The sequence below is a fragment of the Rhizobium sp. 01L419 genome (assembly GCF_056400025.1).
The window spans coordinates 1-26458 of record NZ_JBFTSM010000038.1; the positions used below are offsets into that span (position 1 = coordinate 1).

Consider the following 26458-nt stretch of genomic DNA (forward strand, 5'->3'; position numbering starts at 1 on the left):
CGTGACCTTGGCGGGATCGGGATTGGAGCGTTCGCAGCCCGAAAAGAAGCCTCGTTTGCAGAAGAAGCATTCGCCGCAGGAAATGGTGAAGGGAACGACGACGCGGTCGCCGATCTTGAGATTGCTATTGTCCTTGCCGAGTGCGACGACCTCACCCATCGTCTCATGGCCCATGATATCGCCGCTGTGCATCTCGGGCATGACGCCGTTGAAGAGGTGAAGATCGGAGCCGCAGATCGCACAGGCCGTGACCTTGATAATCGCGTCGCGGCCATCCTCGATCTCGGGATCGGGAACGCTTTCGCAGCGTATGTCATGCTTGCCGTGCCAAGTGAGCGCCTTCATGTTTCGTCCTCCTCTTGTCGGTTCTGCTCCCGAACCTCGCCGCGGCGACCTTGTTCCCCACGAATTGTTCGCGATGGTCCGACGAGAGCGAATGTTCTAGACGAACGGTGGACGCGACTGGCGGTAAAAACGGAGCGTGGCGAACGGCCGCTATGCATCGCGCCCGAAAGTTGAGTGAACGCGATCGGGTCTGGAAGAATTCGAAATCTTCTTCTAATGATCGGAACGGTCGGTGTGTTTTGCGACGTCCGCCAGGCTCGACACGAGGTCCTCGGCCATATGACCGAAGAGGCGGTCGGTAGGATCTTCTCGGTTTCCGATGTCTGGTTGCCGGGCTTCAACGGTCGATGGTTAGCAGAGATAGCCGTTGCGGAAAGGCCGTTGTTGAAGGTCTCTTCGTAAAGGGCTTTGCCCGACGGCAGCGCACGTTCGACTTTTGGCGCCCCGCATGGAAATGATCACGAAACCTTTTGCCATCCGACAGCTGGCGAGAAAGGCGGGAGCGACCCTCACCACCGATAGGCCCTCCACATTCCATCGCAAACGAACCGCGTCGCCGGTGGCCTGATACCGCGCACTTCACGGCGATAGCCAAGATAGCTTTCGACAAGCAAGGGCTTGAACGTCCGAGCGAGATTGACGGGCGGCCCCATCACGGCCGAGCGGTCACGGCTGGTTCAATCCACCTGGCGTCCGAGCGTATCGGCGACATAGGCGCCGCGTGCGCCCATCGGGCGTGGCGGTCCGGACGTCGTATCTCTTGCCGTCTGATGCTCAAGCTCTGCATTGAGTTCGGCGCCGACTATCAGAATGGTGATCGAGAGCCAGATCCAGACAAGCAGGCCGATCAATGCGCCAAGTGTTCCATACGTCGCGTTATAGTTGGCGAAGTGGTCCAGATAGAAGGCAAATCCAAGCGACATTGCCGACCAGGCGAACGTCGTCAGCACCGCTCCCCAGGTCAGCCAACGCAATCTTGGCGGTTCGCGGCTCGGTGCGAACCGATAGATCGCCGAGACCGCGCCGGCGACGATGAGGAGGAGCAGCGGCCAGCGGCCCACAAGGGCGAGCTTCTCCTTGAAACCATCAAGCCAGACAAAGGACAGGATGAAAGGCATGACCGCGATCAGTGACACGACGGCGATCGCGCCAATGATGGCGCAGAGCGTGAAGGCAAGGCCTATGAGGTTGAGGTGGATGATGCCGCGTTTCTCCTTTTCCTCATAAGCGACATTCATCGCATCAAAAAGGGAGAGTGTGCCGCTATGGGTGCTCCAGAGCGCGAAGGCAAGGCCGACGAAGAACGTTACTCCGAGGCTTTCCTCCCGTCGACCGGCGAGCGTCCGGATCTGGTCGGCAACGATGTCGAAGGCGCCGGGCGGCAGCAGGATCGCCAGCTTGCGCAGATGATCTGCGATCGTCATTGGATCGGCGACGAGGCCGTAGAGGGACACGAGAGCCGCAAGAGCCGGAAACATCGCCAGCAGCAAGTAAAAGGTCACGCCCGCCGCAATCAGCATCACCCTGTCTTCGCTGATCTCCCCGATGACACGCCAGAAGACGTCCCGCAGGCCACGAACGGGGATTTCTTCAGGGACGTCGGCCTCTCGGCCACGATCATCATCGCGCATCGGTGCTGCAACCGACTGTGATCGAGGCCTCTCCCCTCCAAGCGACAAGGCAAGGCCGGCGACAGCCATCAGGCCGAACATAATCCTGGGGATAGAATGGTGTTGCGTGCCCATGACTATCTGCTCCGCTGCTTGCCATCGGGATTGATGCATCGAGAACAGCATGATGCCAAAGCGGTTAGTGAGGGCTCGGCACGCTACTGCTGGTGGCGCAATCGTGCAGACCGTCGATTTGTTCCAATCCACTCGAGAATGTCGAGTTCGATCATCACAATGATCCATTGTGAGTGGCGGCGTGGCGATAGTACAGGCGGCTGCGGCCACATCAGGCGGCGACCGGCGAACTTCGCCGCAAAGCCACATATTCCCAGAGGGCTGCAAGCATAAGGCTTGCCGTTGCACCGATCGCAATAAGTGTATTGGTGGCAAAGGGAACGGCTGCCGCCGTCGCGGCAAGCAGGACGAGCCCGGCAAGATGCGAAATCGGCAAGCGGCTGGCGGCTGCGAGCTTTACCCATACGTTGCCGGCAAGAAAGAGTGCAGGACCGCCGAGAATGGCCGATGCATGTTCAAAGCTTGCATCTTCGGAGGCATGAGAGAGCGCGAATTCCTCTCCAACAGCAGTTAGGATGATGCCGGCGACGATCGGCAAATGGCCGTAGGTGAAGAGGTTATGGGCAACCGCCTCCGGTTTGGACGTGGCCTGGGCCTTCTCTGCTGCCTCCCCTTGCCCATAGTGGAAATAGATCCACCACATGCAACCGGTCCCGAGAAACGCGCTGCAAAAGACAGCGAACGTCATGTCGGCACTCATGTGTTCGACCGCATTGCGACCGCTGCTGAGGATCGCCTCACCGAGGCAGATGATCACGAACAGGGCGCAGCGTTCCGCCATGTGTTCGCCAGAGATTGCCAGCGTTGCGCTGGGAGCGCGGCCAAAACCCGGAACGGGATAGCGTAGCAGCGGCACGCCATATTCCACGGCGATCGCGGCAGCCCAAAGGCTTACGCGCCACTCGACCTCGACGAGCGCGCCCGCGATCCAGAGAGCTCCGGCCGCCATCGACCAAACACTGATTCGAACAAATGTCATGGCCGACTGGCGATCTTGCGAGAAAAAGGCGTAGGCCGTAAAAGCAGAGCGGCAGATCTGCATCGCCGCATAGATCGCGGCAAAGGCCAGCGCGTGGTCGCCGTAAGCCTCGGGCAGAGCGATCGCCATCAAGATGCCAGCCAGCATCAAGGCAAAGAGGCCGAACCGGACAGGCTCACGATCGGTGTCAAGAAGATTTGTCACCCAGGCCGTGTTGATCCAGATCCACCAGATAGCCAGAACCAGCAGCGCGGCTTCTGCGACTGTTGCTGAGCTGAAGTCCGTTGCCAGCGTGTGGGAAAGCTGGATAAGCCCAAAAACGAAGACGAGGTCAAAGAAAAGCTCCGGGAAGCTTGCCTTGGACTTCTTTGCAGCGGGATCGCGGATCCACCCTCGTCGTTGCGCAGCCCTGTCCATGCCACCTCTCCCGACTCAGGGGTCCATATATCCGGATGCGCGGATCGTCAGATTAGCCTCGGTGACGGGTATCGAAAAAATTAGGGCGCCCGTTGCCCGCGACTGCGCCGGTACATAATCGAATGTCGTTTCCGCGACCTCTGACCTGCCATCCTGTCGTGTGGCCTCGCCATGAACGAGCACCGCAGCAGCGGTCCTGTTGGCATCATTGTGAATCGCGAAACGGACGTGCCGGTCTGAATCCCCCGCCACCGTTGGAAGTCTTTCAATCGAAAGACGGGGCGGCAAAGGCGATTGCGTGACCGCCTGATAGAAAATGAATCCGATCATGGCTGCCACAAGCAGCGTACTCGCCAGCCCCACTGCCCATTCGACGACGTGAGGCTTGTTTTGGGCGGCGTTCGGTTTGTCGTCCACGCGGCTCCTCACAGTATCAGTCGCGCGGCGGCCGCGCCGATGGAACATGGCAGGCCAAGAACGACGACGGTGGCAAGCATCGGCCAGATCGATGCATCTCCGAAACGCTCGAAAGTCCACAACGTGTAAGCACTGACAAGAAGGGACATGACATATCCCGGCAATGTGAAGCGGATGACGACGTGCCAGGCTGGCACCTCGTCGCCGATCTCATGTCCGCCCTTGAACGACACCGCATAGACGAATCCATGCATGACAAGGAGGGAAAGGACGACGACAGCCAGGACGTGCCATGGTGTCATTTTGTAAGACAGCAGGATCATCTCCTCGGTCGGCGCGACGTTGAGGCCGAGAAAGAGCGCGCCGATCGCCATCAGGAAGAGTTCGCTGGCATAGTCTGCCGGGCCCGCCTCGACCGGATCGTCCTCGTCTTCGGTGCCATCTCCCGGATCGCCGTTCAGCTGGCTACGGGCAAGAAGCGCGCCGATGCTTGCCGGAACCGCTTGCACGGCGACCTTTCCAACGACCTCTTGAAAGGGTTGACCAAACTGCAGGACGCCGACCGCCAACAGGACTGCGGCGGAGGAGACGATGCCGATTGCATAGGCGATGGCCGCGTCCCGGATCGCATCGCGCCAGGTATGGGTTGCCTCAAACCCGACATTGTTGGACAAAACAATGAGCAGCGGAATGTTGAGCAGAAGCAGCAGCAGCAATCGGCCGCGATCCATATAGAAGCCAAGCTCCCACATTTCCATCGTCATGAACATCGGCAGCGCAAAGATCAGCGCGCCGGCACACCCGCGGCTGAGCCCCGTGGCAAATCGCGATCCGTCCCATTCCCTGGATTGTGTCAGCTGTGCTTTCGAAACCATGATCGCCATGAAACTAGGAAAGCGATTGCACTTGGCCAGTACCCAGCCGCCGCGCAGGTAAAATTGGCACGAGATCAAAGCGTTGATCGAGTGGCAGCGTCCTAACCCGCCATCTAGGCTCGCGCTTCGCCGGGACCAGAGCGCAGAACGCTTGCATGATGCTCCCCCGATAGCCGAGGCGGCTAGGATGGCAACACATCCTTGAACCGAACCGTCGCGGCAAGCAAACCCGTTTCGTCAACGATTTCGAAACTCTGCCCGTCCACCTCCCTGCCGGACTTCAGCCGTTCGGCCATGAGTTCGCGCGCATGGGCCTTCGCTTCCAGTATCGCCTCAGCGACTGTTGCGCACTGGCTTCCTTCTGGGTCGCAGATCAGTTCTTCTCCATTCCTGATGTGAAAATAGTATCGCATGTGTCACCGTTTGGAATTGCCACGTCCGCTCGTCCCGATCAGCCGCTCGTACTCGCGCTCCGGAATGCCATAAGAGCCAGCCGCGAATTCTTCCAGTCCGGGCCGGTCGAGGATTATGATCGAACCCCTTAGCGAGCGGATCAGGTGATGGCCTTCGAGGACATGCAGCGAGGTCGTCACACCAGGGCGGCGCGCGCCCAGCATGAGGGCGATATAGTCGTGCGTTATCGCCATTTCGTCCGTGCGAAGTCGGTCGTGACACATCAGGATCCAGCGTGCCAGACGTTGCTCAAGCAGGTAACGGATATTGGCAAGCGCAGTGTAAGCTACCTGGGTGGCAAAGACGTGCATGTATTTAATGAGTGGAACCTGAAAGCTCGAACTCCTCATTGTCGCCTCGCGCATCGCCGCGATAGGCACGCGGTAGCCTGCGCCCCCGAGGTTCATTTCGACCAGGTACGGAACGGTGTCGTCGCCGATGATGGCGGCGGTGGGGACAAACCCTTCCCAGCCGAACATGCCCGCTTCCGCCATCTGGCCCGTCGAGGAAACGGTCATGACCGCGCCGACACCGCTTTCGAGAAAATACACATGGTCCAGCTTTTCCCGGGGCTTTGCAATCTTGAATTGCGGCGGCAGGTCGATCATCTCAAGATGCGGCGCAAGAAGTCCAAAGTCCTCGTTATCGAGCGCCGTCAGCATACGATTGGTTATTTTGTCCTGGCTTGGAGCCATCTTTTCCTCCGCGCTCACCAGTTGCCGGGAGGACGCGGCAGCGGCCTCGCCCGCGGGCGCATTTCTCCCGTTGAACTTCGATCACGGCTCCTGGTTCCGTCCATCCTCGGAGATAAACATCGTTGTTGCCAGGGGCGGAAGATCGACGACAAGCGATTGACCGCGACCATGCGCCTCAACGGGCTGCGTGTCGCGATCGCCCGTTTCCGCCTCTCCTCCGTCATAGACGGTCGCATCGGTGTTGAGTATCTGGCGCCAGCGGCCGTGAAATGGAACGCCGATCCGGTAACCGGGCCGCGCCACGGGGGTGAAATTTGAAACGACCAAAACCGCAGAGCGGCGGTCGCGGTCATAGCGCAGCATTGCAAGCACGGAGTTTTCCGCATCGTCGGCAACGGCCCATTCGAAGCCGTCAGGTTCGGTGTCGCCGTAGTGCAGGCCTGGAAAATGCCGGTAAACCCGATTGAGATCCCGCACCAGGCGTTGCAGTCCGGCGTGAGCCGGATCATCCAGAAGATCCCATTCGACGGAACCGTCATGGCTCCATTCCGACCTCTGCCCGATCTCGCACCCCATGAAGATGAGCTTCTTGCCGGGGTGTCCCCACATGAAGCCAAAAAGGGCGCGCAGGTTGGCCATTTTCTGCCGATCGTCCCCTGGCATCTTGGCAAATATCGAACCTTTTCCGTGGACAACCTCATCATGGGAAAACGGCAGGATGAAACGTTCGCTATAGGCATAGATCATGCCGAATGTCATCGAGCCGTGGTTGTATTTTCGGTAGACTGCATCGTCGGACATGTAGCGAAGCGTGTCGTGCATCCATCCCATGTTCCATTTCATGTCAAACCCGAGTCCGCCTTCTGCCGGTGGCCTGGTGATGTTTGGAAAGGCGGTCGACTCCTCCGCGATCATCAGCGCGTGCGGATAGCGTTCGTGGACGATGCTGTTGAGATGCTTGAAGAATTCGATGGCTTCGAGGTTTTCGCGCCCACCATAGCGGTTTGGGATCCATTCGCCGTCGGCACGGCTGTAGTCGCGGTAGAGCATCGACGCGACAGCGTCTACACGCAATCCGTCGATATGATAGTGTTCCAGCCATTCGAGCGCACTGGCGATCAGGAAGCCTTTGACCTCGTTGCGGCCAAGGTTGTAGATCAGGGTATTCCAGTCCTGGTGAAACCCTTCCCGCGGGTCCTCGTGCTCGTAAAGCGCGGTCCCGTCGAAACGGGCCAGACCCCAGACGTCCGTCGGAAAATGTGCCGGGACCCAATCGAGGATGACGCCAATCCCGGCGCCGTGGCAGCGATCGACGAAATAGGCAAAATCCTCAGGCGTGCCATAGCGACCAGTCGGTGCGAAGAGACCGAGTGGCTGGTAGCCCCAGGATCCACCGAAAGGGTGCTCCATGATCGGTAGCAGTTCGATATGGGTGAAGCCCATGTCGCGAACGTAGGGAATGAGCCGCTGCGACAGCTCCACCCAGTCAAGCGCGCGTGCGCCATCCTGCATGTCGCGCACCCAGGAGCCGGCATGAATCTCATAGATCGAGACTGCCTCGCCCAGCCGGTCCGCCGCCCGGCGCGCGTCCATCCATGCTCCGTCACTCCAGGGGAACGGGTCCGTGGAGGCGACCACCGAAGCCGTTGACGGTGCCGGCTCCGCAGCCCGGGCCACCGGATCGGCCTTCTGGGCAAGCAATTTGCCATCCTGATCGAGGATCTCGAACTTATAGCGCTCGCCGACGGTGACATGCGGGACGAATATTTCCCAGACGCCGGCTTGTGGTCGGAGCCGCATCGGATGACGGCGGCCGTCCCAAGCATTGAAGTCGCCGACGACAGAGACGCGCCGGGCATTGGGCGCCCAGACGGCAAACCGCACGCCGGCGATGTCGTCAACGGTCATCGGGTTGGCACCAAGCGCACGGGTCAGGTTATAGTGCGTTCCTTCGGAGATGAGGTGAAGGTCAAGCTCACCGAGCAGCGGTCCGAAACTGTAGGGATCATCCGTGAGCTGGACCGCATCCGGCCAGTGGATCTTCAAACTATAGGGGCGATGTTCGGCAAGGATCGCTCCAAAAAAGCCGGCGGGATGAACGAGGTCGGCCAAGGCGAGACACCCACCGCTCTCCCGATCGATGACCTCAAGTCCCAATGCCCCAGGCAGAAAAGCTCTGACGCTGAAGCGGCCGTCGCCGGCCGGATGCATGCCGAGGATCGAGAAAGCATCGTCGTGCCTGCCCTCGAGGAGGGCTTGCATCGCGTCCGCCTCCACACCGAAGAAGATGTCGGCGATGTCGGTCATGAAAGGCTCTCCGAAAGTCGGGTCAGGATATTGGCAAAGCCATTGAGCGGGATCGGAAGCCATTTCGGGCGATTGCGCGCTTCATACGCAATTTCATAGGCGGCCTTTTCCAGGAGAAAGATGTCGATGATGCGCCCCACCTCTGCCGAGGTCTTCGGAAGATCGGGGGAGGCCGACAGTGCCTCGACATAGGCTTGCAGGAACACCCGTTCCGCGCTTTGGCCAAAACGGGTAATGACCTGCCGGCGCCGTGCATCGTGATGATCGGATATAGCGTCATTTTCGAGCATTGCGGTCGCGGCCAGGTAGTCGAGCGAACGCAACAGGCCGGCAGCGTCGCGCAGCGGGCTTGTCTTGGCCCTTCGTTCAGCGAGGTTACGGGCCGGTTCTCCCTCGAAATCGATGATGACGGCATCTCCCTCGGTCACCAGGATCTGACCGAGGTGAAAATCGCCATGTGCCCGGGTCAGCAGCGTGCCCGTTGCCTCTCCGGCGAGAGCCTCGGCGAGAGCGATGATCCGGTCCCGTTTGCCAAGAAGGAGCCCGACCCGCTCGCGCACCTCGCCGTCGACGTCCTCGCCGATGTCGACCAGTTTGGAAAAGGCATAGTCGATTTCACCGGTGACGGATTTCTTAATGGCATCCACGTCGGCACCATTTGCCGGCCGCGGCGAAAACGCCTCGTCTTCCGTCGGGCGCGACAGGAGCACATGCAGTTCGCCCAGTCGTTCTCCGACCATGCCAACGAAGTTCAGGAGCGGTTGCAGCTGGTCGTCGGCCGTCTCGAGGGCGGCCTCGGTCATGACAATCTCGTCGGCAACGCGTCTGAGATTGGTAAGCATCCAGTTCCATGCGTCGCCCTGGTTGCGGATGGCGCCCTGGACGATGATCAAGGTCGAGCGCCTGCCCTCGCCATCGGTGCGTACAACTTCGCCAAGGAGTGGTGCGGTGTGTTCATAGCCGTGCTCGGTCAGATAGCGCGTCATCTCGACTTCGGGATGCACGCCGATGAAGACATGGCGGATCAGCTTGATCATCGCCAGATCGCCGACAATGAGCGAGCTGTTCGACTGTTCTGCCGACAGCCAGTGGATCGCCATGTCGTCGCTCAACGCCAGGCAATCGAGCTGGTCGGTCCCAATAAATTCGATCTGGCCTGTGCGCCCACTCACGATCGAGCGGTCGCAAAGTCCTCTCAGGATACCGCGGGCCATCGTCTCCACAGCAAAACCGTCGGTCAGGAAGCCGACACGCCTGCCCTGTCTGATGCGCGCGAGCGACAGCTGCTGGCCGAGCACGTTCGGCGCCGTGTCATCCCATTCGGCCGCGAGCGGCAGCTGGTAGGTCTCGACATGGTCGGGAAGCACGGCCTCCAGCTCGCCGAGCACGACGCCATCGGCGAACGGAATGGGTGTCGCGGAGACGAGCCGCGCCTCTTGAAGGGGTTGGTCCTTGGCGCCGAACCAGCGACGCTTGGAAAGATAGGCGGGCAGGATATCGCGGCTGAGCATGGCAGCATGCTGGGGCTGTTCGGCGAGCTCCGTCAGACTGCGCCGGACGACGACCGTGACAAAGTCGGCCAATTGCTCGGGCGGTGCCATGCGCCAGGCAGGGCCATCGGCTTCGGCATTGAGCTGGAACCAGAAAAATCCATAGGGCGGCAGGGTCAGCAGGTAGGTGAGCTGGCCGATCGGCGGAAAGGGCGACATGCCGGTCAGCTCGATAGGGATTCGGCCTTCGAAGGCCGACAGGTCGAGCTCGACAGCCTGGGGAAGCCGCGAAAGATTGGCGACGCACAGAAGGACTTCGTCGCCATGCTCACGAAGATAGGCAAGAATGCGCCGGTTGCTCGGCGTCAGAAAGCGCAACGTGCCGCGTCCGAAGGCGCTGTGGCGGCCGCGCAGCGCCAGCATGCGCCGGGTCCAGTTCAACAGGGAATGGGAATCGGAGACCTGCGCCTCGACATTGAGCGCCTCGAACCCATAAAGGGCATCGGCAACCGGCGGCAGGACGAGGCGAGCAGGATCTGCTCGCGAGAAACCGCCATTGCGGTCGGGCGACCATTGCATCGGCGTGCGCACGCCGTCCCGGTCGCCGAGATAGATATTATCGCCCATGCCGATCTCGTCTCCATAATAGACGACGGGCGTACCGGGCATCGACAGCAGGAGCGCGTTCATCAATTCGATACGCCGGCGATCGCGCTCCATCAGCGGCGCTAGGCGGCGACGGATTCCGAGATTGATGCGCGCCCGCTTGTCGGACGCATAGGTCTCCCAGAGATAATCGCGCTCGGCGTCAGTCACCATCTCGAGCGTCAGCTCATCATGGTTCCTGAGGAAGATTGCCCATTGGCAGGTCTCGGGAATGTCCGGCGTTTGCCGCATGATGTCGGTGATCGGAAAGCGGTCTTCCTTGGCAATCGCCATATACATGCGGGGCATCAGCGGGAAATGGAAGGCCATATGACACTCGTCGCCATTCCCAAAATATTCACGCGTATCCTCGGGCCACTGGTTTGCCTCGGCAAGCAGCATTACGCCTGGATGGGTGGCATCGAGTGCTGCACGGATCTGCTTCAGGATAAGGTGGGTTTCCGGCAGGTTCTCGTTGTTGGTACCCTCGCGTTCCACGAGGTAGGGGATCGCGTCGAGGCGGAACCCGTCGATGCCCGTTTCGAGCCAGAACCGCATGATATCGATTAGCTCTTCCATCACCCTGGGATTGTCGAAATTCAGGTCCGGCTGGTGTGAATAAAAGCGGTGCCAGTAATAGGCTTGAGCGACAGGGTCGTAGGTCCAGTTCGATTTTTCCGTGTCGAGGAAGATGATCCGCGTTTCCGGAAACTTCTGGTCGGTATCCGACCAGACATAAAAATCACGCTCGGGGCTTCCGGCAGGAGCCTGCCGGGCGCGCTGGAACCATGGATGCTGATCGGACGTGTGATTGATGACGAGCTCGATGATGACGCGGATACTACGTTCGTGGGCCGCGGCGACAAATTTTCGAAAGTCGTCGAGCGTGCCGTAGTCCGGGCTGACGTTGCGATAGTCGGCAATGTCGTAACCGTCGTCGCGTCCGGGTGAAGGAAAGAAGGGCAGGAGCCAGATGGCGTTGACACCAAGCGCTGCAATATGGTCGAGCTTCTGATACAGGCCCTCGAAATCGCCGATACCGTCGCCATTGGCATCGTAGAAGGATTTGATGTGCAACTGATAGATGATCGCGTCCTTGTACCAGAGCATGTCATCGGCGGGTTTGTTATTGCCTTCCATGAAAGCGGTGTCCATTTCAGACCTCTCCTGCCCTGACGCGCCAAATGGCAAACGGCAAATGGGCCGGGTCCAGCCTGATCGTTTGCCACTTTCCGGTTCGACTGAACCTTTCTCCGCTGACCAGATCCTCGAATGCGAGCGTGCCTGAATCGTTCAGGCCGAACCGCCAGAGCGGAAATTCGACATTGCTTTCCTCCGCAGCGTGCGGATTGACGGTCACGGCGATCAGGAGGACATTGTGGCGCCCGGCGCTCGCCTTTTCGAAGAACATGACGTTGGCGTTGGAAGACGGCAAAAGCGTCAGTCCGAGATGGGAATGCAGCGCCGGATTATTCTTGCGGATCCGGTTGAGCATGGCGATTTCGGCCTTGATATTGCCTGGGCGGTCATAATCCCAGGCGCGTATCTCGTATTTTTCGCTGTCGGCATATTCCTTGCGTTTGGCGTCGGGTCGGCCTTCGCAAAGCTCGAATCCGTTATAGACGCCCCACAGTCCAGATAGCGTTGCGGCCAGTGCTGCCCGGATAAGGTAGGCAGGGCGTGGCGCATTCTGCAGGAAGTCCGGGTTGATATCATGGGTGTTGACGAAGAAATGCGGCCGGAAGAATTCGCGTGCTTCGCTTTGGGTGATCTCGATCATATATTGCTCGAGCTCCCATCTGGCGTTGCGCCAGGTGAAATAGGTATAGGATTGCGAAAAGCCGATTTTTGCCAGGCGGTACATCACCTTTGGTCGCGTGAAGGCTTCCGACAGAAAGACGACCTCGGGATGACGGGCGCGGATGTCACCGATCATCCATTCCCAGAATGGAAAGGGCTTGGTGTGGGGATTGTCGACGCGAAACAGCTTGACGCCTTCTTGAACCCACATTTCCACAATGTCGCGCAGTTCGACCCATAGCGCCGGCACCGCGTCCCTAGTGTAGAAATCGACATTGACGATGTCTTCGTACTTCTTCGGCGGATTCTCCGCGTAGCGGATCGTCCCGTCGGGCCGCCAGTCGAACCAGCCCGGATGCTCCTTGAGCCAGGGATGGTCCGGAGAGGCCTGGATCGCAAGGTCGAGCGCAATCTCCAATCCGGCCTTGCCTGCCTCCTCGACCAGGCGCTCGAAGTCGTCGAATTCGCCGAGCTCAGGATGAATGGCCTCGTGGCCGCCCGATTCCGAGCCGATTGCGTAGGGACTACCCGGATCGGCGGTGGCGGCCACCAGCGAATTGTTGCGGCCTTTTCTGTTGGTGCGGCCGATCGGGTGGATCGGCGGAAAATACAAAACGTCAAAGCCCATGTCGCGGATCGCCGGCAGGCGTGCAATGACATCCTCGAAGGTGCCGTGCCGATCGGGGTCACCGCTCTGGGAACGCGGGAAGATCTGGTACCAGCTGGCAAAAGCGGCCTCGCGACGTTCGGATTCGACACCGAAGACGCCTGATCGGCACGCAAAAGGACGGCGATCGGCCATCGCCATGAGCTCTGCCGTGCGTGCGGCAAGGAGAGTGTCGAGCTTGTCGGCGCCTTCGCGTGCTTCGAGCCCGGACAGCAGGGCTGCCAGCTCCCTCCTTTCTTCGGACGCCATGGTCCTGGCTGGGTCGGCGGAGGCTTTCCTGATTAGGTCTTCGCCTTCGATCAGTTCCAGCCGCAGATCGAGCCGCGCCTCATGCTTCTTGAGAAGTTCGTAACGGAAGATCACGAACGGATTTTTCCAGGCTTCGATGCAAAATTCGAAGCGGCCGACACGGTCGAGAAAAAAACTTGCCCGCCAGCGATCATTCTCGACGAGCGCCATCCTCGTCTCGCGCCAGTCGGATTGCCCGCGTGCGCGGTAAAGGAGTGCTGCCGACAGGAGATCGTGACCGTCCGCGAAAATATCGGCCTCGACGGTGAGGGTTTCTCCAATGACGCGCTTGACGGGAAAACGGCCGTCATCGACCTGCGGCCTAATCTTTTCTATGGCGATGCGCGGGGATGATGTCGCTTCCGCGAGGGGCAGATCCGCTTGCTCGGCTATGATGACGGGACGGGCCGCGGTCGGCACAACGGCTATTTCGCCCGGGGCCAATCGCCGGCCGTCCAGCGCGGTGTCAGGAATGAAAGGCAGGGCCGCGCGATTGACGACGTCGTCGGGGATGGCGGCGGACCGGCGCAGGTCCCTGTTGACCAGGATCAACCGCGCCTCATGCGCAGTCCTTAGATCAGGACGATCGGCCTGGGAGATGACCGTGACCTGACCCGACGTCTCGTAGTTGAGAAGCAGGCTAGCTTGCGGTTCACTCCGTTGAGCCGCCAGCAACTCGCTCAGCTCACCCGAAATATCGAACGCCCCCTCCGCCTTCAGGACGCGCAGGCCTTCTCCATGGCCATGCGTCGGGTCGAGCGGCATCATCGCGCCAAATTCATATCCCATCGGGACAAGGAGCCCCTCGCCAAATGCGGCTGCTAGGTGGAGAGCGCGGCGCGATCGGCGCTCGCGGATTTCCCTGCTTTCGGTGCCATGGGCCAGCCGTCTTGCGAAAGGCGCTTCTGGAAATGCAATTTGTGGCCCCATCTCGCGCTGCAGACGGTATTCATCCAACAGCCAGCTTTCACGCAGGTCCCACCAGGCGAGCGAGGAAAACGTGGCGTCGAAACCGCTGTTGCGCAGGGTCGAACGAAAGGAAAAGTCGGTTCCAGGCGTGTAGGCGAAACAGCGTGTCGCGGGGTGTGCGGTCTTGGCGATGCCGATCAGCCGCTGCCAGTGGCTGGCCGGCAGCGCCTCGAGCCCGACGATGCGATAGCCTGAAATTCCGCAGGCGGCGAAAGCCGTCAGCCGTGCTCCCCATTCCTCGGCAATGGGCTGAGAAAGCGAGCCATGTTGCTCGAACGGCATGAGCGGTGACCGTCTCGGGTCGAGCGATGGTGTGGGCACACGGCCGTTTGGCGCGCGCTGGCCGACCGCAAGATCGAGCAGCAATTCAATCTCGCGTTCCTGCGCATGCCTTGCGAGGTTTGCCAATGCGGCCTCGGCGTCTCCGTCCAGTCCGAGGGCTCGGTCGAGCATCGTGTAGTCGGCGGTCGAAAATAGGCTGCCTCCTTCGGTCCTTTGAAACGGCGGGGCGGACAACACACTGTCAAAGCCCAGGGAGCGGGCATGGTCGAAGATTTCACGCCATCGATCCATTCCGGACAACAGAAGCGGATTGACATAATAGATCCGCGGGCGGGTGATGGAAGCGGTCGAAATTGATGCAGACGTCATCACTCGGAGGTCTCCACGCGCCAGTCGAGGCGTCCGTCTCTAGGTTGCGGAGGCTAACCTTCAAAAGCTCGACTTGTTCCGACGGATATCGCCAAAGACCGGGTTAAATCACAGCCCTTGAAGTTTCGGGGTGGCGCTCTGTGGCACGCGACGGTCGGAACGATCGGAAGGGCAGCCAGGATCCTGTCGAGATGCCTTGCTGCCATCAACGGGTGATTTAACGCGAAGGGCGCGACACACCCGATCGGTACATTTGGCGGCTGCGGCGCTGCTCTGCGATGACGACATGGCAGGTGATGACTTGTGCAAGCCCGGCGAAATCATAGGGCTTCGGAAAGAATGCAGCGCCTTTGAGGTGCGCGATATCGACCTTCCGCCCGGACGTCACCCAAACCGGCACCGACGATCTTGTCGCCTTCATGAGGCCAACGAGTTCCAGGCCGGAAAGGCCGCCGGGCATGTCGATATCAGTAACCACCGCCTCGATGTCATCGTGTCTGGCAAGAGCGGCCACGGCCTCGAGCACGTTGCCGCATTCTATGACCACATGCCCGGCGTCGATCAATGCGTCGGCAAGCGCAAACCGGATCAGCGTCTCGTCTTCCACAATCATCACTTTTGCCATGGCCGCACATCCAGTTGTCGAGATGGGAATGAAACGTTGCAATGACCCAAATCGATACAGTTCGTTCGCCGGCATTTGATTTCATGGTTAATAAAACGCGAACGCGACAGGTTGGTGGCGGTCGGGTCAGCGGCGGGCACCGCAATGGCGATCGGCGTTGCGTTCCTGCGACCGCTTTTCTTATCGCGTCGCTCCGAGCACCCACGCCACGGCTGCTGCCATCGCGACCGCAGCGATCGGATTAGCCTTGATCCAGGTGCGAGCGTGGTGGACGAAACCAGGCCGGGCGGGCGGCTCGATCGGCGGAGGCGCCCCGGCCACGGACGTGACCGAATACGACACCGGGTCGGAGGCAGGAAAGGTGTCCTCAAGGGCTTGGTCCAGGTCACCCTTGCTCTCGTGCTCGCTCTGCCGGGCTTTTTCACGTTCATAAGCCTGCACCGCAGGGGAGGTTTTAGGGTCAGTCATTTGAATGCTCCATCGGTTCGCCGTGTCAACGTCGTGAGGGGTTTGAAGTTCCCGAGGCAGCAGCGGAAAGCCGGTGGGACGCGTGCCGGGAGCCGGGCGCATGGTTGAAACGCCCCGACATGCCCTGGCCGCTGCGCCGCCCGTTCCGGGCCGCGCAGAGGAGAGGACCGTATCGGCGAGGTCACGCCTTGGAAGAGGCGCCGCCGTGAAAGTCGCAGCCATGCGGTGGAACGTGTCATGCCGCGCGACGTTTCCTCCCGACATCAATAGGAGCACGCCCATGACCTACGTCGCATCCCCCACATTTTCCCCCGACGCTTCCGGACGCAAGGCCAATCTCCAGCAGTGCCTGGATGTTGCCCGCCGCCATCTCGACGAAACCTCTGCGGCAAGCGAGGCCGAGAAGGAAGCGATGCTGGTCGAGGCCGCCATCGCGGCGGGATGGCCCGAGGAGGAAGTCGTTGGCGTTTTAGCTGGCGGTGCGCACGGGCCTGACGGCACGCAGATGTCTGACCGCCAGCCCCGACCGATCGGGCTGGTGCCGTCTTCTTCCGTGTAGTGGCGATAACCGGCTGCGGCGTCGTCGACGCCCACGCCCTTAGACGACATAGCCGAAGACCATCGATTTGATGGTGGCGACGAGTTGGCGGATTTCGTAAGGCTTGGCGATATAACGGTCACCCGGGGGAACGTCCTCCTGCTTCGTGTCACCGGCGCCCGAGGTCAGAATGACCTTCGTGCCCGGCCATCGCGCGGCAAGCGTCCGGGAAAGGGCGAGGCCGTCGATGGGCCCCGGCATCCTGATGTCCGAGACGACAACTTCAATGCGGTGATCCCGTTCCAGGACAGCAATGGCCTGCGTTCCACCCATCGCGCCCACCACATCGAAGCCGGCGTCCTCAAGTTCTTCCGCCATGGTCAGGCGCACGAGAATTTCGTCGTCGACGACCAGGACGACAATGCGATCTGCAGGCATGTCGATCTCGTTAAGGAGGAGAAAATGGCGCGCCACCCGTGTCTTTCAGCACGGGCTGCTGCATGGCTGCCTTGACGCGGGCGCGGGACAGCATGGCTCGCTGCCGGAAGCCGTTCTGGTATCGCGGTGCGGACTGGAATCATTCGGTGGTTGCGGCGGTGTTGCCGGCAGTTCGGGCTCGCATCGAATGGCGTCCGTCGCAAGGGGGCCGCGCTTTGGCGTCATGCGCCCAGGCCCTAACCTTCGCTTCCTTCGAGGAGTGGCGGGCGGTCGTCGGTGCCGCCGAATATTACGTCAGCTTGCCGACGAGGGCCGCATAGTCGGAGAAAGTGAACTGTTTTCCACGTTCATGAGCCTGGTTTGCCAGACTTAGAAGATGGATCGGAAACGAGACGGCGGCCAGATTGGCTTCGGACAGCTGGTGGGCGTCATCCCGTTCGACGGCGCGGTTTGCACGTTCGAGTGCATCGCCGACTTCCTTGTGGTTCAGCAAGCCCTTGTCGACAAGCGCTTCGCAGAGCGAGGCGATGACCATGACCATGCCTTCGAGTTGAAGATTTGCGGTATTCACAACGTCCTCCAATGGGTAGCAAGCCGGCATGCGCGAGCGTGAGAGAGCCCATCGGATTGCAGGGCCGCCACGCTCCGGATCCGGCCGCAGGAGCGATACGGTCGCGTCAGCCGGCCACATCCGGGCGTAATTTCGGTACCTCCTCAAGCAGCAGCCTGAGTTCGGTGATCGGAACCTTGTTTTCGTCGAAAAGTTCGACTGCGAGCATATTCAGCGGCTCTGCCGGCAAGCCCTCGGACGCCATCTCGGCAAGCGCACGCCGCGCCTCCTGCTTAGCATCGTCAAGGCTTGGAAATTCGAGTGCGAACTCCGTCGGCTCCGCGCCCGTCCGGTCAATGACCTGAAAGAAGAACTTGGGCATGTGCGCCTCCTTCATCGACAAACATCATCCGGGCCTGATTGTTCCCCTTCTGCCGCTGTCCAGTCGATGTCGTGACGCAACTGCCCGGTTGGGAAAGGCAGTGATGACATCAAAATGCTTGTCCGGACGGCCGCCGTAGGCGACCTCTGCAGTCAAGCTGCCGCTAGTGGAAATTCCGGCTTTTGACCTTCAAGGTGTCGATGTGGAGGTCCGGAATAAAAATGTCTCGCGACTTCATTCTGACCCCCGGCTGTTCGCGGGAATCTGCCCGCCCCGGCGTGCCATGGGTGAATTCGTCGCCTCTGCCAGTCGGCAGCCGGAATTCGAGGTTGCGATCGGCAAGGTCGTTCAGCTGTCCGGAATAGTCAAACAATTGCTGGGCGACGAGATGGACAACCTCGCCCTCTCGCTGGATGCGCCCGTTGATCCCCATCATCGAGGCGCCGAGCGCAATCCGCCTCGAGCGCTCGAACAGCTTCGGCCAGATGACGACATTGGCGACGCCCGTCTCATCTTCGAGCGTCAGGAAGATGACGCCTTTTGCGGATCCCGGCCTCTGACGCACCAGCACAAGCCCGGCAGCCATCAGCCAGCGGCCGTCGCCGGCGGACATCGCCTCCCTACAGGTGACGATGCGTCGCTCCGCCAGATCGCGCCGAAGGAAGCTGACGGGATGCTCGCGAAGGGTCAGCCCCGTGTGTCCGTAGTCCAAAACCACATTGTGGCCCTCCGTCATCTGCCGAAGTTCGACCAGGGGTTCGTGTTGCTCGGTTATGGATCTTGCCTCGCGTTCGGCGGCAGCTGCAAACAGCGGCAGTGGCTCATCTCTCAGCGCCTTGATGGCCCAGAGGGCATCACGGCGCTCCAGCCGCAGCGATGGCAAAAACGCATCCGCGTCAGCCAACTGCTCCAGCGATGCCGAAGGGACACCGGAACGCCGCCACATGTCGTCGATACTTTCGAAGGGATAATCCGCACGCGCGGCGACGATGCGGGCAGCATGCGCCATGGCAAGGCCGCGAACCATCCGCATGCCAATCCGGATCGCATATTCGTCCTCGACGCCGTCGACCGGTTCGAGCGTGCAATCCCACCTGGACCGGTTGACGCAGACGGGCCTTACCTTCACGCCATGCTGGCGCGCGTCGCGGACGATCTGGGCGGGTGCATAAAAGCCCATCGGCTGGCTATTGAGGAGTGCTGCGCAGAAGACGTCCGGATGGTGGCATTTCATCCAGTTGGACGCATAGGCGATCAGTGCAAAACTCGCCGCGTGGCTTTCGGGAAAGCCGTAGGAGCCGAAGCCTTCGAGCTGGCCGAAGGTCTTCTCCGCGAACTGTGGCGTGTAGCCGTTGCGGATCATGCCGGAGATGAGTTTGTCCTTGAAGCGGCTGACGCCACCGGTGAACTTGAAGGTCGCCATGCTTTTGCGCAGTTGATCGGCCTCCCCGCCCGTAAATCCGGCGCAGACCATCGCGACCTTCATCGCCGACTCCTGAAAAAGCGGCACCCCGAGCGTTTTGCTGAGCACTGCCTCCAGTTCTGGCGTCGGGTATTCGACCTTTTCCTTGCCCTCGCGCCGGCGCAGATAGGGATGCACCATATCGCCCTGGATCGGACCGGGCCTGACGATCGCCACCTGGATCACGAGATCATAGAAGGTTTGCGGCTTGAGGCGCGGCAGCATCGACATTTGCGCCCGGCTCTCGATCTGGAAGGTTCCAAGCGTGTCGGCCTTGCGGATCATTGCATAGGTTCGAGGGTCTTCCTGCGGGATCGTCGCGAGATCGAGATCTATGGTTTTCTCCTCTCGCAGGAAGGCAAAACTCTTCGCCATGCATGTCAGCATGCCGAGCGCCAGCACGTCGACTTTCATGAATTTAAGTGCCTCGACGTCGTCCTTGTCCCACTCGATCACCTGGCGGTCGACCATGGAAGCCGGCTCGATCGGCACCAGATTGTCGAGGCGGTCATGGGTAAGCACGAAACCGCCGGGATGCTGACCGAGATGGCGCGGCGCGCCCATCAACTGCTGGGCAAGCCGGAGGGTCAGCGCCAAACGCCTGTCATCGGGGTTGAGGTTGAGTTCCCTGACCTGTTTTTCACCGACCGCCTCGCTCCAGGCCCAAACGCCCGACGACAGGGCCTTGATCAGGTCTTCGGGCAGGCCGAGCGCCTTGCCGACGTCACGGATCGCACCCTTCGCCCTGTAGCGTGTGACAGTCGCGCAGAGCGCCGCCTTGTCATGCCCGTAGGTCCGATAGATCCACTGGATGACCTCCTCGCGCCGCTCGTGTTCGAAGTCGACGTCGATATCGGGCGGCTCGTCGCGTTCCTTGCTGACGAAGCGTTCGAACAGCAGATCGTTGGTTTCCGGGTCGATACTGGTGATGCCGAGGATATAGCAGATAGCGCTATTGGCGGCGGAGCCACGCCCCTGGCAGAGGATGCCCTGGCTGCGGGCGTAACGAACGATGGAAAAGACGGTCAGGAAATAAGGCGCATAGCGCATCTCCTTGATCAGATCGAGTTCGTGGCGGACTGATCTGAGCACCTTCTGAGGAAGGCCTTCGGGATATCTGCCGGGAATGTTTTCCCGGACATAATGTTCAAGCGATTGCTGGGCGTCCATGCCGGCGACGATTGCTTCCAGCGGATATTGATAGGTCAGTTCCTCCATCGAGAATTTGCAGCGTTCGGCGATTTCCATCGTGCGCGCGAGTGCTTCCGGATAGCGAGAGAACAGCCGCTGCATTTCCTCCGGTGCTTTGAGATGACGGTCGGCATGGCGTTCGCGCTCGAAGCCAACGTCGTCGATCGTCGTCCGGTTTTTGATGCAGGTAACGACGTCCTGGAGCTGGCGGCGTGAGGGTTCGTGGAAGAGCACGTCGTTGGTGACGACCGTCTTGACACGGTGGCGAACCGCCATGTTGGAGATCTCGTGCAGGCGAAGCTGGTCATTTGGTCGGCGTCGGAGGCAAAGCGACACATAGGCGCGGTTTTGAAAGACTTCTGCCATTTTTCTGAGCTGGAGTGCGCAGATCTCATCCGGCAGGTCGGGCACCAGAATTCCAATAAGTCCTTCCGCGTGGAGCGCAACGTCATCAAGTGTCAGAATGCAGTTCGCCTTTCCGCCCCTGCTTTTTCCGAGTGTCAGCAGTCGCGTCAGCCGCGAATAGGCGGCCCGATCGGTTGGATAGACAAGGATCGACATGCCGTCCTGCAGGTCAAGGCGACAGCCGACGAGCAACCGCAAACCGGTTGTCCGCGACGCCTCCAATGCCCGCACGATGCCGGCGAGCGAATTGCGGTCGACGATCCCGACAGCGTCGATGCCCAGTAATTTTGCCGTCGCAAACAGCTCCTCGGCCGAGGAGGCGCCCCGCAGGAACGAAAAATGGGTCGTGACCTGCAGCTCGGCGTAGGTCATGCGAAGGTTCCGTGCAGGAACCAGCGGTGCGAGCCCGTGTCCGGATCGACGCCGTCACCGGCGCGATAGATCCAGTAGCGTTCGCCCGCCTCATCCTCGACCGTGAAATAGTCGCGCACGGCGACCCATTCGCATGATCGCTGCCACCATTCGCCAAAGATGCGCTCAGGCCCATCTGCTTGTTTGACCCGCCGGCGCTTGCCGCGCCAGGTAAACCAGGCAGGCGGATGGTCAGGTAGCAGCGCCATGACCTCGATCATTTCCGGGCGATCCATCAATCTCACCGGGCGCGGCCAGATCAAAGGCCAGGTCTGTCCCAGCGCGGTGGCGACAGGGGAAACGCGTTGGACCGATCGTTCGGGAACGTCGCTTGCGACCGGCGCGAGGCGGTAGATCCGGAATGCGCCGCGATTGCCGATAATATCGACGAAAGCGCCAATATCGGCCGCGGGATCTTCGACCAGGGTGTCGGCGATCTGCTTGTCGGCGAGTGGCTCGACCATTGTGGCGGCGAGGCTGAGTTTTTCGATGCCGAACCCTGGGTCTATGCGCTCGATGCGATCATGCAGCAGCTTGGTAAGCCATGCGATGTCGCGGACTGGTTTGGCGGTCCCCGCTCGCAGCGCCTGGATCGTATTGTCGACCCGATGGATGATCAGATCGGTGCGGCGCACGCCGAGACCGCGCGCCTGAAGGCCATGACAGAGGCTGCAGACAAGCTGCGAGACATATTTCGCGATCGTCTCGGGCGTGCCGATCGGTTCTGCGAAGGATCGATCGACCTCCACGAATGCCGGCGAGCGGATGGGGTCGATCGGCTCGGCTGTGCGCCCGAACATCTGGTCGAGCCGGCGGGTGATCTGCGGGCCAAAACGCAGGTTCAGGGGCGCCCGCGGCGCCGCCGAAAGCTCGCCGACGGTTCGAAACCCGAGGGTGCGCAGTCCTGTCAGCACTTCCGCGTCAAGACGAAGCGAGGAGATCGGCAGTCCGACAACGGCCTCGCGTGTCTGACCCGGCGCAACTACGCGCGTCTCTTCTCCGAGAGAGCGTGCCAATGCATGGGCAGCGCCCCAGCTGTCTGCAACGACGGCACGCGCCGGCAGACCCTTGGCGCGGAATCTGTTGATCAGGCCCGACAGCATCGGCCCCTCGCCCCCCTGCAGGTGATCGGCCCCTTCGGTATCCAGGACGATGCCATCAGGTGGGTCGATGGCGACGACCGGCGAATACTGGGTGAGTGCCCAGAGGGTGATCCGCTCCAGCGCGGCGAGATCGGCTGATGGGTCGGCATCGACCATGGTGAGACCCTGTACGAGCGCTTGCGCCTTGGCAGCAGGCATGCCGGGGCTGAGGCCGAGTTTGGCGGCGTTGGTGTCGACGGCCGATAGCCATCGTTTCGATCCGCTTCTGGAAATGACGACGAGCGGTGCCTCAGCCGGAATGGACGGATCGGCGCGTCTGATACGATCCGTCGGCAGCGTCGGAAGAAATACGGAGACGACCCTGACCATCACATGCCTCTACGATGAAATCTGCACTGTCTCCCGCCTTGATCCGGATCAGTTCGGCGAGCCACCGGGCGCGACCGACACCGGGAACGGGGAGCGGCTGCGAGGGCAGAACCGATATGCGCCAGCGCGAGGCGGACGCCGTCGGATGCCCGAAATCGGCCGCTTCCGTCTGGCGCCGCCATCGTCGAATGATCAGGCCGAGCGTGCCTGATCCCTCGGCCGCCAATTGCAGGCGGCGGGAAACGACCATCGGCAACCGCACGGCCTCCGCAACGACCGCACCAAGCCCTCCGAACCGCAACGCCTCCTCGCAGGCCTCAAGCACGTGCTCCTCACGAACAGCTTCGACATAGATGACCCGATCGGGATGAAGACCGGCCCCTGCCAGCGCCGGCGCGAAGAGATCTGGACGCGCCAGGCACCAGACGACCACGCCCTTCGTGCGGGCAGCCACGCCCGCCGCAAACAAGGCGGCGGCGGCTCCATCGATGGCCGCTGCCCCGCCGCCGGCAAACTCGTGGATCGCCCCATAGGCAAGCCCTCCACCCGGCAGCCGCTCGTCGATCCCAGGAATGCCGAATGGCAGGACCGCTGTCGCGCGGGCTGCCGCTCCTTCGAGATGCTGGATACGCTCTCGAAGCTCCGAGATAATTGGATTTGCGCTTGGCCGAGCCATATTTGCTCTTCACAGAATTCAGGTTTCCACACCGCAGGAAAGCGGATATGTTCTTTATTTGTTCCTAATTTGAATGTGAGTCAATGTGCATGTTACGGGTGGATATTCCTATAGAGCCAATCATCCACATGAAAGCCGGAATGAAAAACAGAATGAATACAGGTAAATACCAAAATTTGGTCCACAGCTGAAAAAATGTCATCGATAAGAAAAAATGCCTATGATGGGGTGACGCTGCGCGAATTTCGGGAGGCGACAATCGCGGTCGCATGCCTCGTCTGCGACCGTCATGGCGAGCTCGACCGTCGGACGCTGGTCAAGCAGTATGGAGCAAGCCTCACCTTCGTTACGCTTCGCCGCCGGGTGGCGATGGGATGTGCGAAGATGCATGGTCAGGACGGTATCGACCGCTGCGACACCCATTTCCCTGGCCTGAACGGTGCCGGACTGTCTCTCAAGAAGGAAGGCTAGGGTCGCTGGCGTGCAGCTTGCGCAGTTTGCGCACCGGCCGTTGGCCTAGGATGGTTCAGAGGGGGCGATCCCTAACCGGACGTCAAGCTTTGGCGGTTAAAAACCGAGAAACCTTCCGGTGGTCCGGTCTCTCCGGCTGCCTCAGATCGGCTGGAAGAACGATGCGCTTTCAAAAACGCCTCTTTACCGCCTCCGCATTCGCGATCCTGGTCGCGCTCATCGCCATCAATCCATTCGGACGCCATCTGGTCGACCCCCGGCCGACATCGTCCATTCCCGGCGACGATCACTGACAGCGGCTGTCTGCCGTCGACAGATGGGCTCGCGACCGGGGAAACAAGGTATGAGGGATTGCGGTCACATCGGTGAAGTCTTCCTCACGATGTATTCGGGCCTCGGTCTTCATCCCCCGGCCAGCGCTCGCTGAAGGCGGGGCCGGCAATTGCCAATCTGTTCTTGCCCTGCCAGGCACCGACGACATAACCGTCGGGCCTGACCTGAACACTCTTACGATTGGCAAGTTTGATCTCCATGGCGATCGCTGCAGGCGGCGACGCAATCCTCAAACTTTCCGGGATGACCGGCCGTGTCTGTCCAAAATCGACCGGCTGGCGTTGCGCTGCGGGGTCGACCCAGTAATTGGCCTGCCTGACAATATCGGGGAAATGCGAGCGATCAATCACATCGCCGTTGACGGTAATTTGTCGCCATGGCCAGTTGCGCGTAAAAATGCTGTCGGGCGAATGGACCTGTGCCGTCGGGAAGTCGTCGATGTTCCAGCCATTGCCGAAGGGTGACGCCCCCTCCGGCTTGTATCTGGCACTGTCCGCTGCAGAGCCAAATCAGATTGTTGCTGTGGACGAGGCGCGAAACAGTTTCTTCTTCACGATTGGCCAGCGCAGCAGCCAGGTGTTATTGAAGATTTAGTGCGGACCGTCGGCGCTATGGGTTTCGGGAAACTTGAAGAGCTGTCCCTTGGCGTGGGTATCGCCGTCCGGTCCTGGAATATCGATATTCCAACTGACATTGCTATAGAGGTAGAAATAGCCGGATCGCTCCATTTCGAAGGAGAACGGCATGTAGCAATCAACGAAGGTATTGCCCCTTATCGTCCAGTTCCAGGCGAAGTTTTCGGGCTCGACGGCATTTGTCGTGGATGCGAACGAACCAGTTGTCCTCGATCAGGACATTGCGGGAAAAATTGTCTTTTATGGATTCGCCGGCCTGATTGAAGAGATGCACGCCGTTGAAGGCATCGACGATAATGTTGTGCGGACGATCACATCACCAGCAATCGTCCAGGCTCGAAAGAAATCGCCGTCGAAGGCGCGCGCGTCATCATCGATATTGACGAGCCCTTCGACACTGTCGGGTCCTTCTGCAGGTGCCCCGTGCACCGCCGACCACGGGTACTTCCGCCAGAGTTAGCCCGGCGTGAAACTGCCGTGGGGCCGCACGCCCTTTTCAGCCCGGATCGAGACGACATCTTCTTCCCCGCCCCGCCGACATCCTGGGACCCAGTCACATTCTTCGATGAGAATATGCGTGTATAGGCACCCGCCGCCCCGATTGCGATCGCGGCGCCGCGGATGCTTACGGCGAGTTTTCGCTGGGGCCGATGTTGATGGCGCTCTACCGGACAAACGTCAGTGCGAGCGGCCGCGTCGGCAAGGGTAGGCTGAACCGGTCGTGATCGATAGCCCTCTCATGTTGAACCCTGAATGGGCGGCCCGGCTGTTCGTCTGTCAGGATTTCGTTTGCCACCAGACAAGGGCAAAGGATGCGAAGGCGAAGGTGGTGGCGAGCAGCGTCTGGTGATCCATGGAGATAATCCCTGTTGAAGCGGCTCTATAATGCTCGCGAAGGTTTTAGGTTCCAGGGCGGCGGTTCACGATCCTTCGCGGGGGGCCATTGGGTCTGCTATCCGTCTCGGCCATTTCCCAAGCGTATGGTTAATGGCAGCTGTGGGATGGATGGGGTTCGCAAGGGCCAGCGGATTGTAGAGGGCAGGGGTCCGGTCGATCCGTAGCGTTTTCGTGATGGGATCCAGCCGATAAATACATGCACCATAGTTGCCGCCGTAACCGACCGCGCCATTTCTGATCCGGACAACAATCCGACTTGGAGAAAACCGATGGCATCGAGCGAAGACCGTATCAGACAGCGCGCTTACGAGATCTGGGAACAGGAAGGCCGGCCCCATGGGGAGGACATGAAGCACTGGTTGCAGGCGTTTCAGGAAATCGCCGCGAGCGCCGATGCGGGCGGTCAGCCTGCCAAGAAACCTCGGTCGAAGAAAGCTGTCGCAGCGGATTTGTCTCCAAAGACAAAAGGTGCCAGCAAATCCAAAAGCGGCGCCCAGAGCGTTCCGACGACAGCCCGGCCGCCGAAATCAACCAAGGTTGCGAGCGCTACAAAGCACTGAAGAGCGGGTCCTTGGCCTGAGTCGCGCCGGCGAATTCGGCCGGCTGGTGGTGTTGCTTGAGCGGGGCGCCATTCAATGGCGCCCCGCGATGCATTGGGCTTGTCGAGAAGGAGATCCCGCTCGGTTCAGAGCGATCTGACGTTCTCGGCCTTCGACTTGCCGGTCTTCCGATCCTGGCCAACGTCGAAGGACACGCTTTGC

26 protein-coding genes and 1 pseudogene are annotated in these 26458 nt (G+C 60.6%); 6 read left to right on the plus strand and 21 right to left on the minus strand.

Annotated features, from left to right (window positions below):
• From AC1DUP_RS36105 to AC1DUP_RS36160, 12 genes are all read right to left on the minus strand, one after another.
• Positions 1–345, minus strand: a 345-nt coding sequence (locus AC1DUP_RS36105) for an alcohol dehydrogenase catalytic domain-containing protein (protein WP_477837277.1), incomplete at its 3' end; no start/stop codon positions are given.
• 677 nt (positions 346–1022) lie between these two features.
• Entirely contained in the window at positions 1023–2090 is a 1068-nt protein-coding gene (locus AC1DUP_RS36110) for a YihY/virulence factor BrkB family protein (protein WP_477837279.1), read from the minus strand.
• 211 nt (positions 2091–2301) lie between these two features.
• Positions 2302–3486, minus strand: coding sequence for a low temperature requirement protein A (locus AC1DUP_RS36115; protein ID WP_477837281.1), 1185 nt, complete (start codon positions 3484–3486; stop codon positions 2302–2304).
• 15 nt (positions 3487–3501) lie between these two features.
• The gene (locus tag AC1DUP_RS36120; RefSeq protein ID WP_113311758.1) at positions 3502–3903 is read right to left on the minus strand and encodes a TIGR02588 family protein; all 402 of its coding nucleotides are present in this window, start codon (positions 3901–3903) and stop codon (positions 3502–3504) included.
• Positions 3904–3911: 8 nt separating this feature from the next.
• Entirely contained in the window at positions 3912–4787 is an 876-nt protein-coding gene (locus AC1DUP_RS36125) for a TIGR02587 family membrane protein (protein WP_477837283.1), read from the minus strand.
• A 173-nt stretch (positions 4788–4960) separates the two neighbouring features.
• Entirely contained in the window at positions 4961–5191 is a 231-nt protein-coding gene (locus AC1DUP_RS36130) for a DUF6894 family protein (protein WP_113509606.1), read from the minus strand.
• A 3-nt stretch (positions 5192–5194) separates the two neighbouring features.
• Positions 5195–5893: a Crp/Fnr family transcriptional regulator gene (locus AC1DUP_RS36135; protein WP_477837286.1), complete on the minus strand. Its 699-nt coding sequence runs from the start codon at positions 5891–5893 to the stop codon at positions 5195–5197.
• 114 nt (positions 5894–6007) lie between these two features.
• Positions 6008–8233, minus strand: coding sequence for a 1,4-alpha-glucan branching protein GlgB (glgB, locus tag AC1DUP_RS36140; protein ID WP_477837288.1), 2226 nt, complete (start codon positions 8231–8233; stop codon positions 6008–6010).
• Positions 8230–11508: a maltose alpha-D-glucosyltransferase gene (gene treS, locus AC1DUP_RS36145; protein ID WP_477837301.1), complete on the minus strand. Its 3279-nt coding sequence runs from the start codon at positions 11506–11508 to the stop codon at positions 8230–8232. The genes glgB and treS overlap by 4 nt, the downstream gene beginning before the upstream one ends.
• Positions 11509–11524: 16 nt before the next feature.
• Positions 11525–14743, minus strand: coding sequence for a maltotransferase domain-containing protein (locus AC1DUP_RS36150; protein WP_477837290.1), 3219 nt, complete (start codon positions 14741–14743; stop codon positions 11525–11527).
• A gap of 217 nt (positions 14744–14960) precedes the next feature.
• Positions 14961–15368, minus strand: coding sequence for a response regulator (locus AC1DUP_RS36155; RefSeq protein ID WP_113311763.1), 408 nt, complete (start codon positions 15366–15368; stop codon positions 14961–14963).
• A 180-nt stretch (positions 15369–15548) separates the two neighbouring features.
• The gene (locus tag AC1DUP_RS36160; protein WP_113302015.1) at positions 15549–15836 is read right to left on the minus strand and encodes a hypothetical protein; all 288 of its coding nucleotides are present in this window, start codon (positions 15834–15836) and stop codon (positions 15549–15551) included.
• A gap of 280 nt (positions 15837–16116) precedes the next feature.
• On the opposite strand from AC1DUP_RS36160, the gene AC1DUP_RS36165 reads away from it, so the two are divergent.
• Positions 16117–16395, plus strand: a complete 279-nt coding sequence (locus tag AC1DUP_RS36165; protein ID WP_113302009.1) for a hypothetical protein — start codon at positions 16117–16119, stop codon at positions 16393–16395.
• A 39-nt stretch (positions 16396–16434) separates the two neighbouring features.
• On the opposite strand, the gene AC1DUP_RS36170 is transcribed toward AC1DUP_RS36165, so the two are convergent.
• The 6 genes from AC1DUP_RS36170 to AC1DUP_RS36195 form a co-directional block, all read right to left on the minus strand.
• Positions 16435–16812 carry a response regulator gene (locus AC1DUP_RS36170; protein WP_477837293.1) on the minus strand — a complete coding sequence of 126 codons (378 nt, stop codon included), beginning with the start codon at positions 16810–16812 and terminating at the stop codon, positions 16435–16437.
• Positions 16813–17101: 289 nt separating this feature from the next.
• Entirely contained in the window at positions 17102–17383 is a 282-nt protein-coding gene (locus tag AC1DUP_RS36175; protein ID WP_113302016.1) for a hypothetical protein, read from the minus strand.
• A 106-nt stretch (positions 17384–17489) separates the two neighbouring features.
• On the minus strand, positions 17490–17744 hold the full coding sequence (locus tag AC1DUP_RS36180; RefSeq protein ID WP_113302017.1) for a DUF6894 family protein: 255 nt from the start codon (positions 17742–17744) through the stop codon (positions 17490–17492).
• 163 nt (positions 17745–17907) lie between these two features.
• Positions 17908–21174 carry an error-prone DNA polymerase gene (locus AC1DUP_RS36185; protein ID WP_477837295.1) on the minus strand — a complete coding sequence of 1089 codons (3267 nt, stop codon included), beginning with the start codon at positions 21172–21174 and terminating at the stop codon, positions 17908–17910.
• Positions 21171–22685, minus strand: a complete 1515-nt coding sequence (locus AC1DUP_RS36190; RefSeq protein WP_115038315.1) for a Y-family DNA polymerase — start codon at positions 22683–22685, stop codon at positions 21171–21173. The genes AC1DUP_RS36185 and AC1DUP_RS36190 overlap by 4 nt, the downstream gene beginning before the upstream one ends.
• Positions 22606–23361 (minus strand): ImuA family protein, encoded by a 756-nt coding sequence (locus AC1DUP_RS36195; RefSeq protein ID WP_113311766.1) that lies wholly within the window; start codon positions 23359–23361, stop codon positions 22606–22608. The genes AC1DUP_RS36190 and AC1DUP_RS36195 overlap by 80 nt, the downstream gene beginning before the upstream one ends.
• A gap of 195 nt (positions 23362–23556) precedes the next feature.
• Here AC1DUP_RS36195 and AC1DUP_RS36200 point away from each other — a divergent pair, with 195 nt between their 5' ends.
• Entirely contained in the window at positions 23557–23832 is a 276-nt protein-coding gene (locus AC1DUP_RS36200; protein WP_115038314.1) for a hypothetical protein, read from the plus strand.
• 161 nt (positions 23833–23993) lie between these two features.
• On the plus strand, positions 23994–24125 hold the full coding sequence (locus AC1DUP_RS36205; protein WP_477837298.1) for a hypothetical protein: 132 nt from the start codon (positions 23994–23996) through the stop codon (positions 24123–24125).
• Positions 24126–24209: 84 nt separating this feature from the next.
• On the opposite strand, the gene AC1DUP_RS36210 is transcribed toward AC1DUP_RS36205, so the two are convergent.
• Complete coding sequence (locus tag AC1DUP_RS36210; RefSeq protein ID WP_115038312.1) at positions 24210–24515, minus strand: hypothetical protein; 306 nt, start codon at positions 24513–24515, stop codon at positions 24210–24212.
• Between the two features lie 88 nt (positions 24516–24603).
• Here AC1DUP_RS36210 and AC1DUP_RS36215 point away from each other — a divergent pair, with 88 nt between their 5' ends.
• Positions 24604–24759, plus strand: coding sequence for a hypothetical protein (locus AC1DUP_RS36215; RefSeq protein WP_162805127.1), 156 nt, complete (start codon positions 24604–24606; stop codon positions 24757–24759).
• On the opposite strand, the gene AC1DUP_RS36220 is transcribed toward AC1DUP_RS36215, so the two are convergent.
• Complete coding sequence (locus tag AC1DUP_RS36220; protein WP_162805126.1) at positions 24756–24911, minus strand: hypothetical protein; 156 nt, start codon at positions 24909–24911, stop codon at positions 24756–24758. The genes AC1DUP_RS36215 and AC1DUP_RS36220 overlap by 4 nt on opposite strands.
• Positions 24912–24930: 19 nt before the next feature.
• Between AC1DUP_RS36220 and AC1DUP_RS36225 the strand changes: the two genes are divergently transcribed.
• Positions 24931–25260: a hypothetical protein gene (locus AC1DUP_RS36225; protein WP_115038310.1), complete on the plus strand. Its 330-nt coding sequence runs from the start codon at positions 24931–24933 to the stop codon at positions 25258–25260.
• 706 nt (positions 25261–25966) lie between these two features.
• Positions 25967–26257, plus strand: coding sequence for a DUF2934 domain-containing protein (locus AC1DUP_RS36230; RefSeq protein WP_115038308.1), 291 nt, complete (start codon positions 25967–25969; stop codon positions 26255–26257).
• 125 nt (positions 26258–26382) lie between these two features.
• Here AC1DUP_RS36230 and AC1DUP_RS36235 read toward each other — a convergent pair.
• Positions 26383–26458, minus strand: a pseudogene (locus AC1DUP_RS36235) (cold-shock protein); the annotation flags it as partial.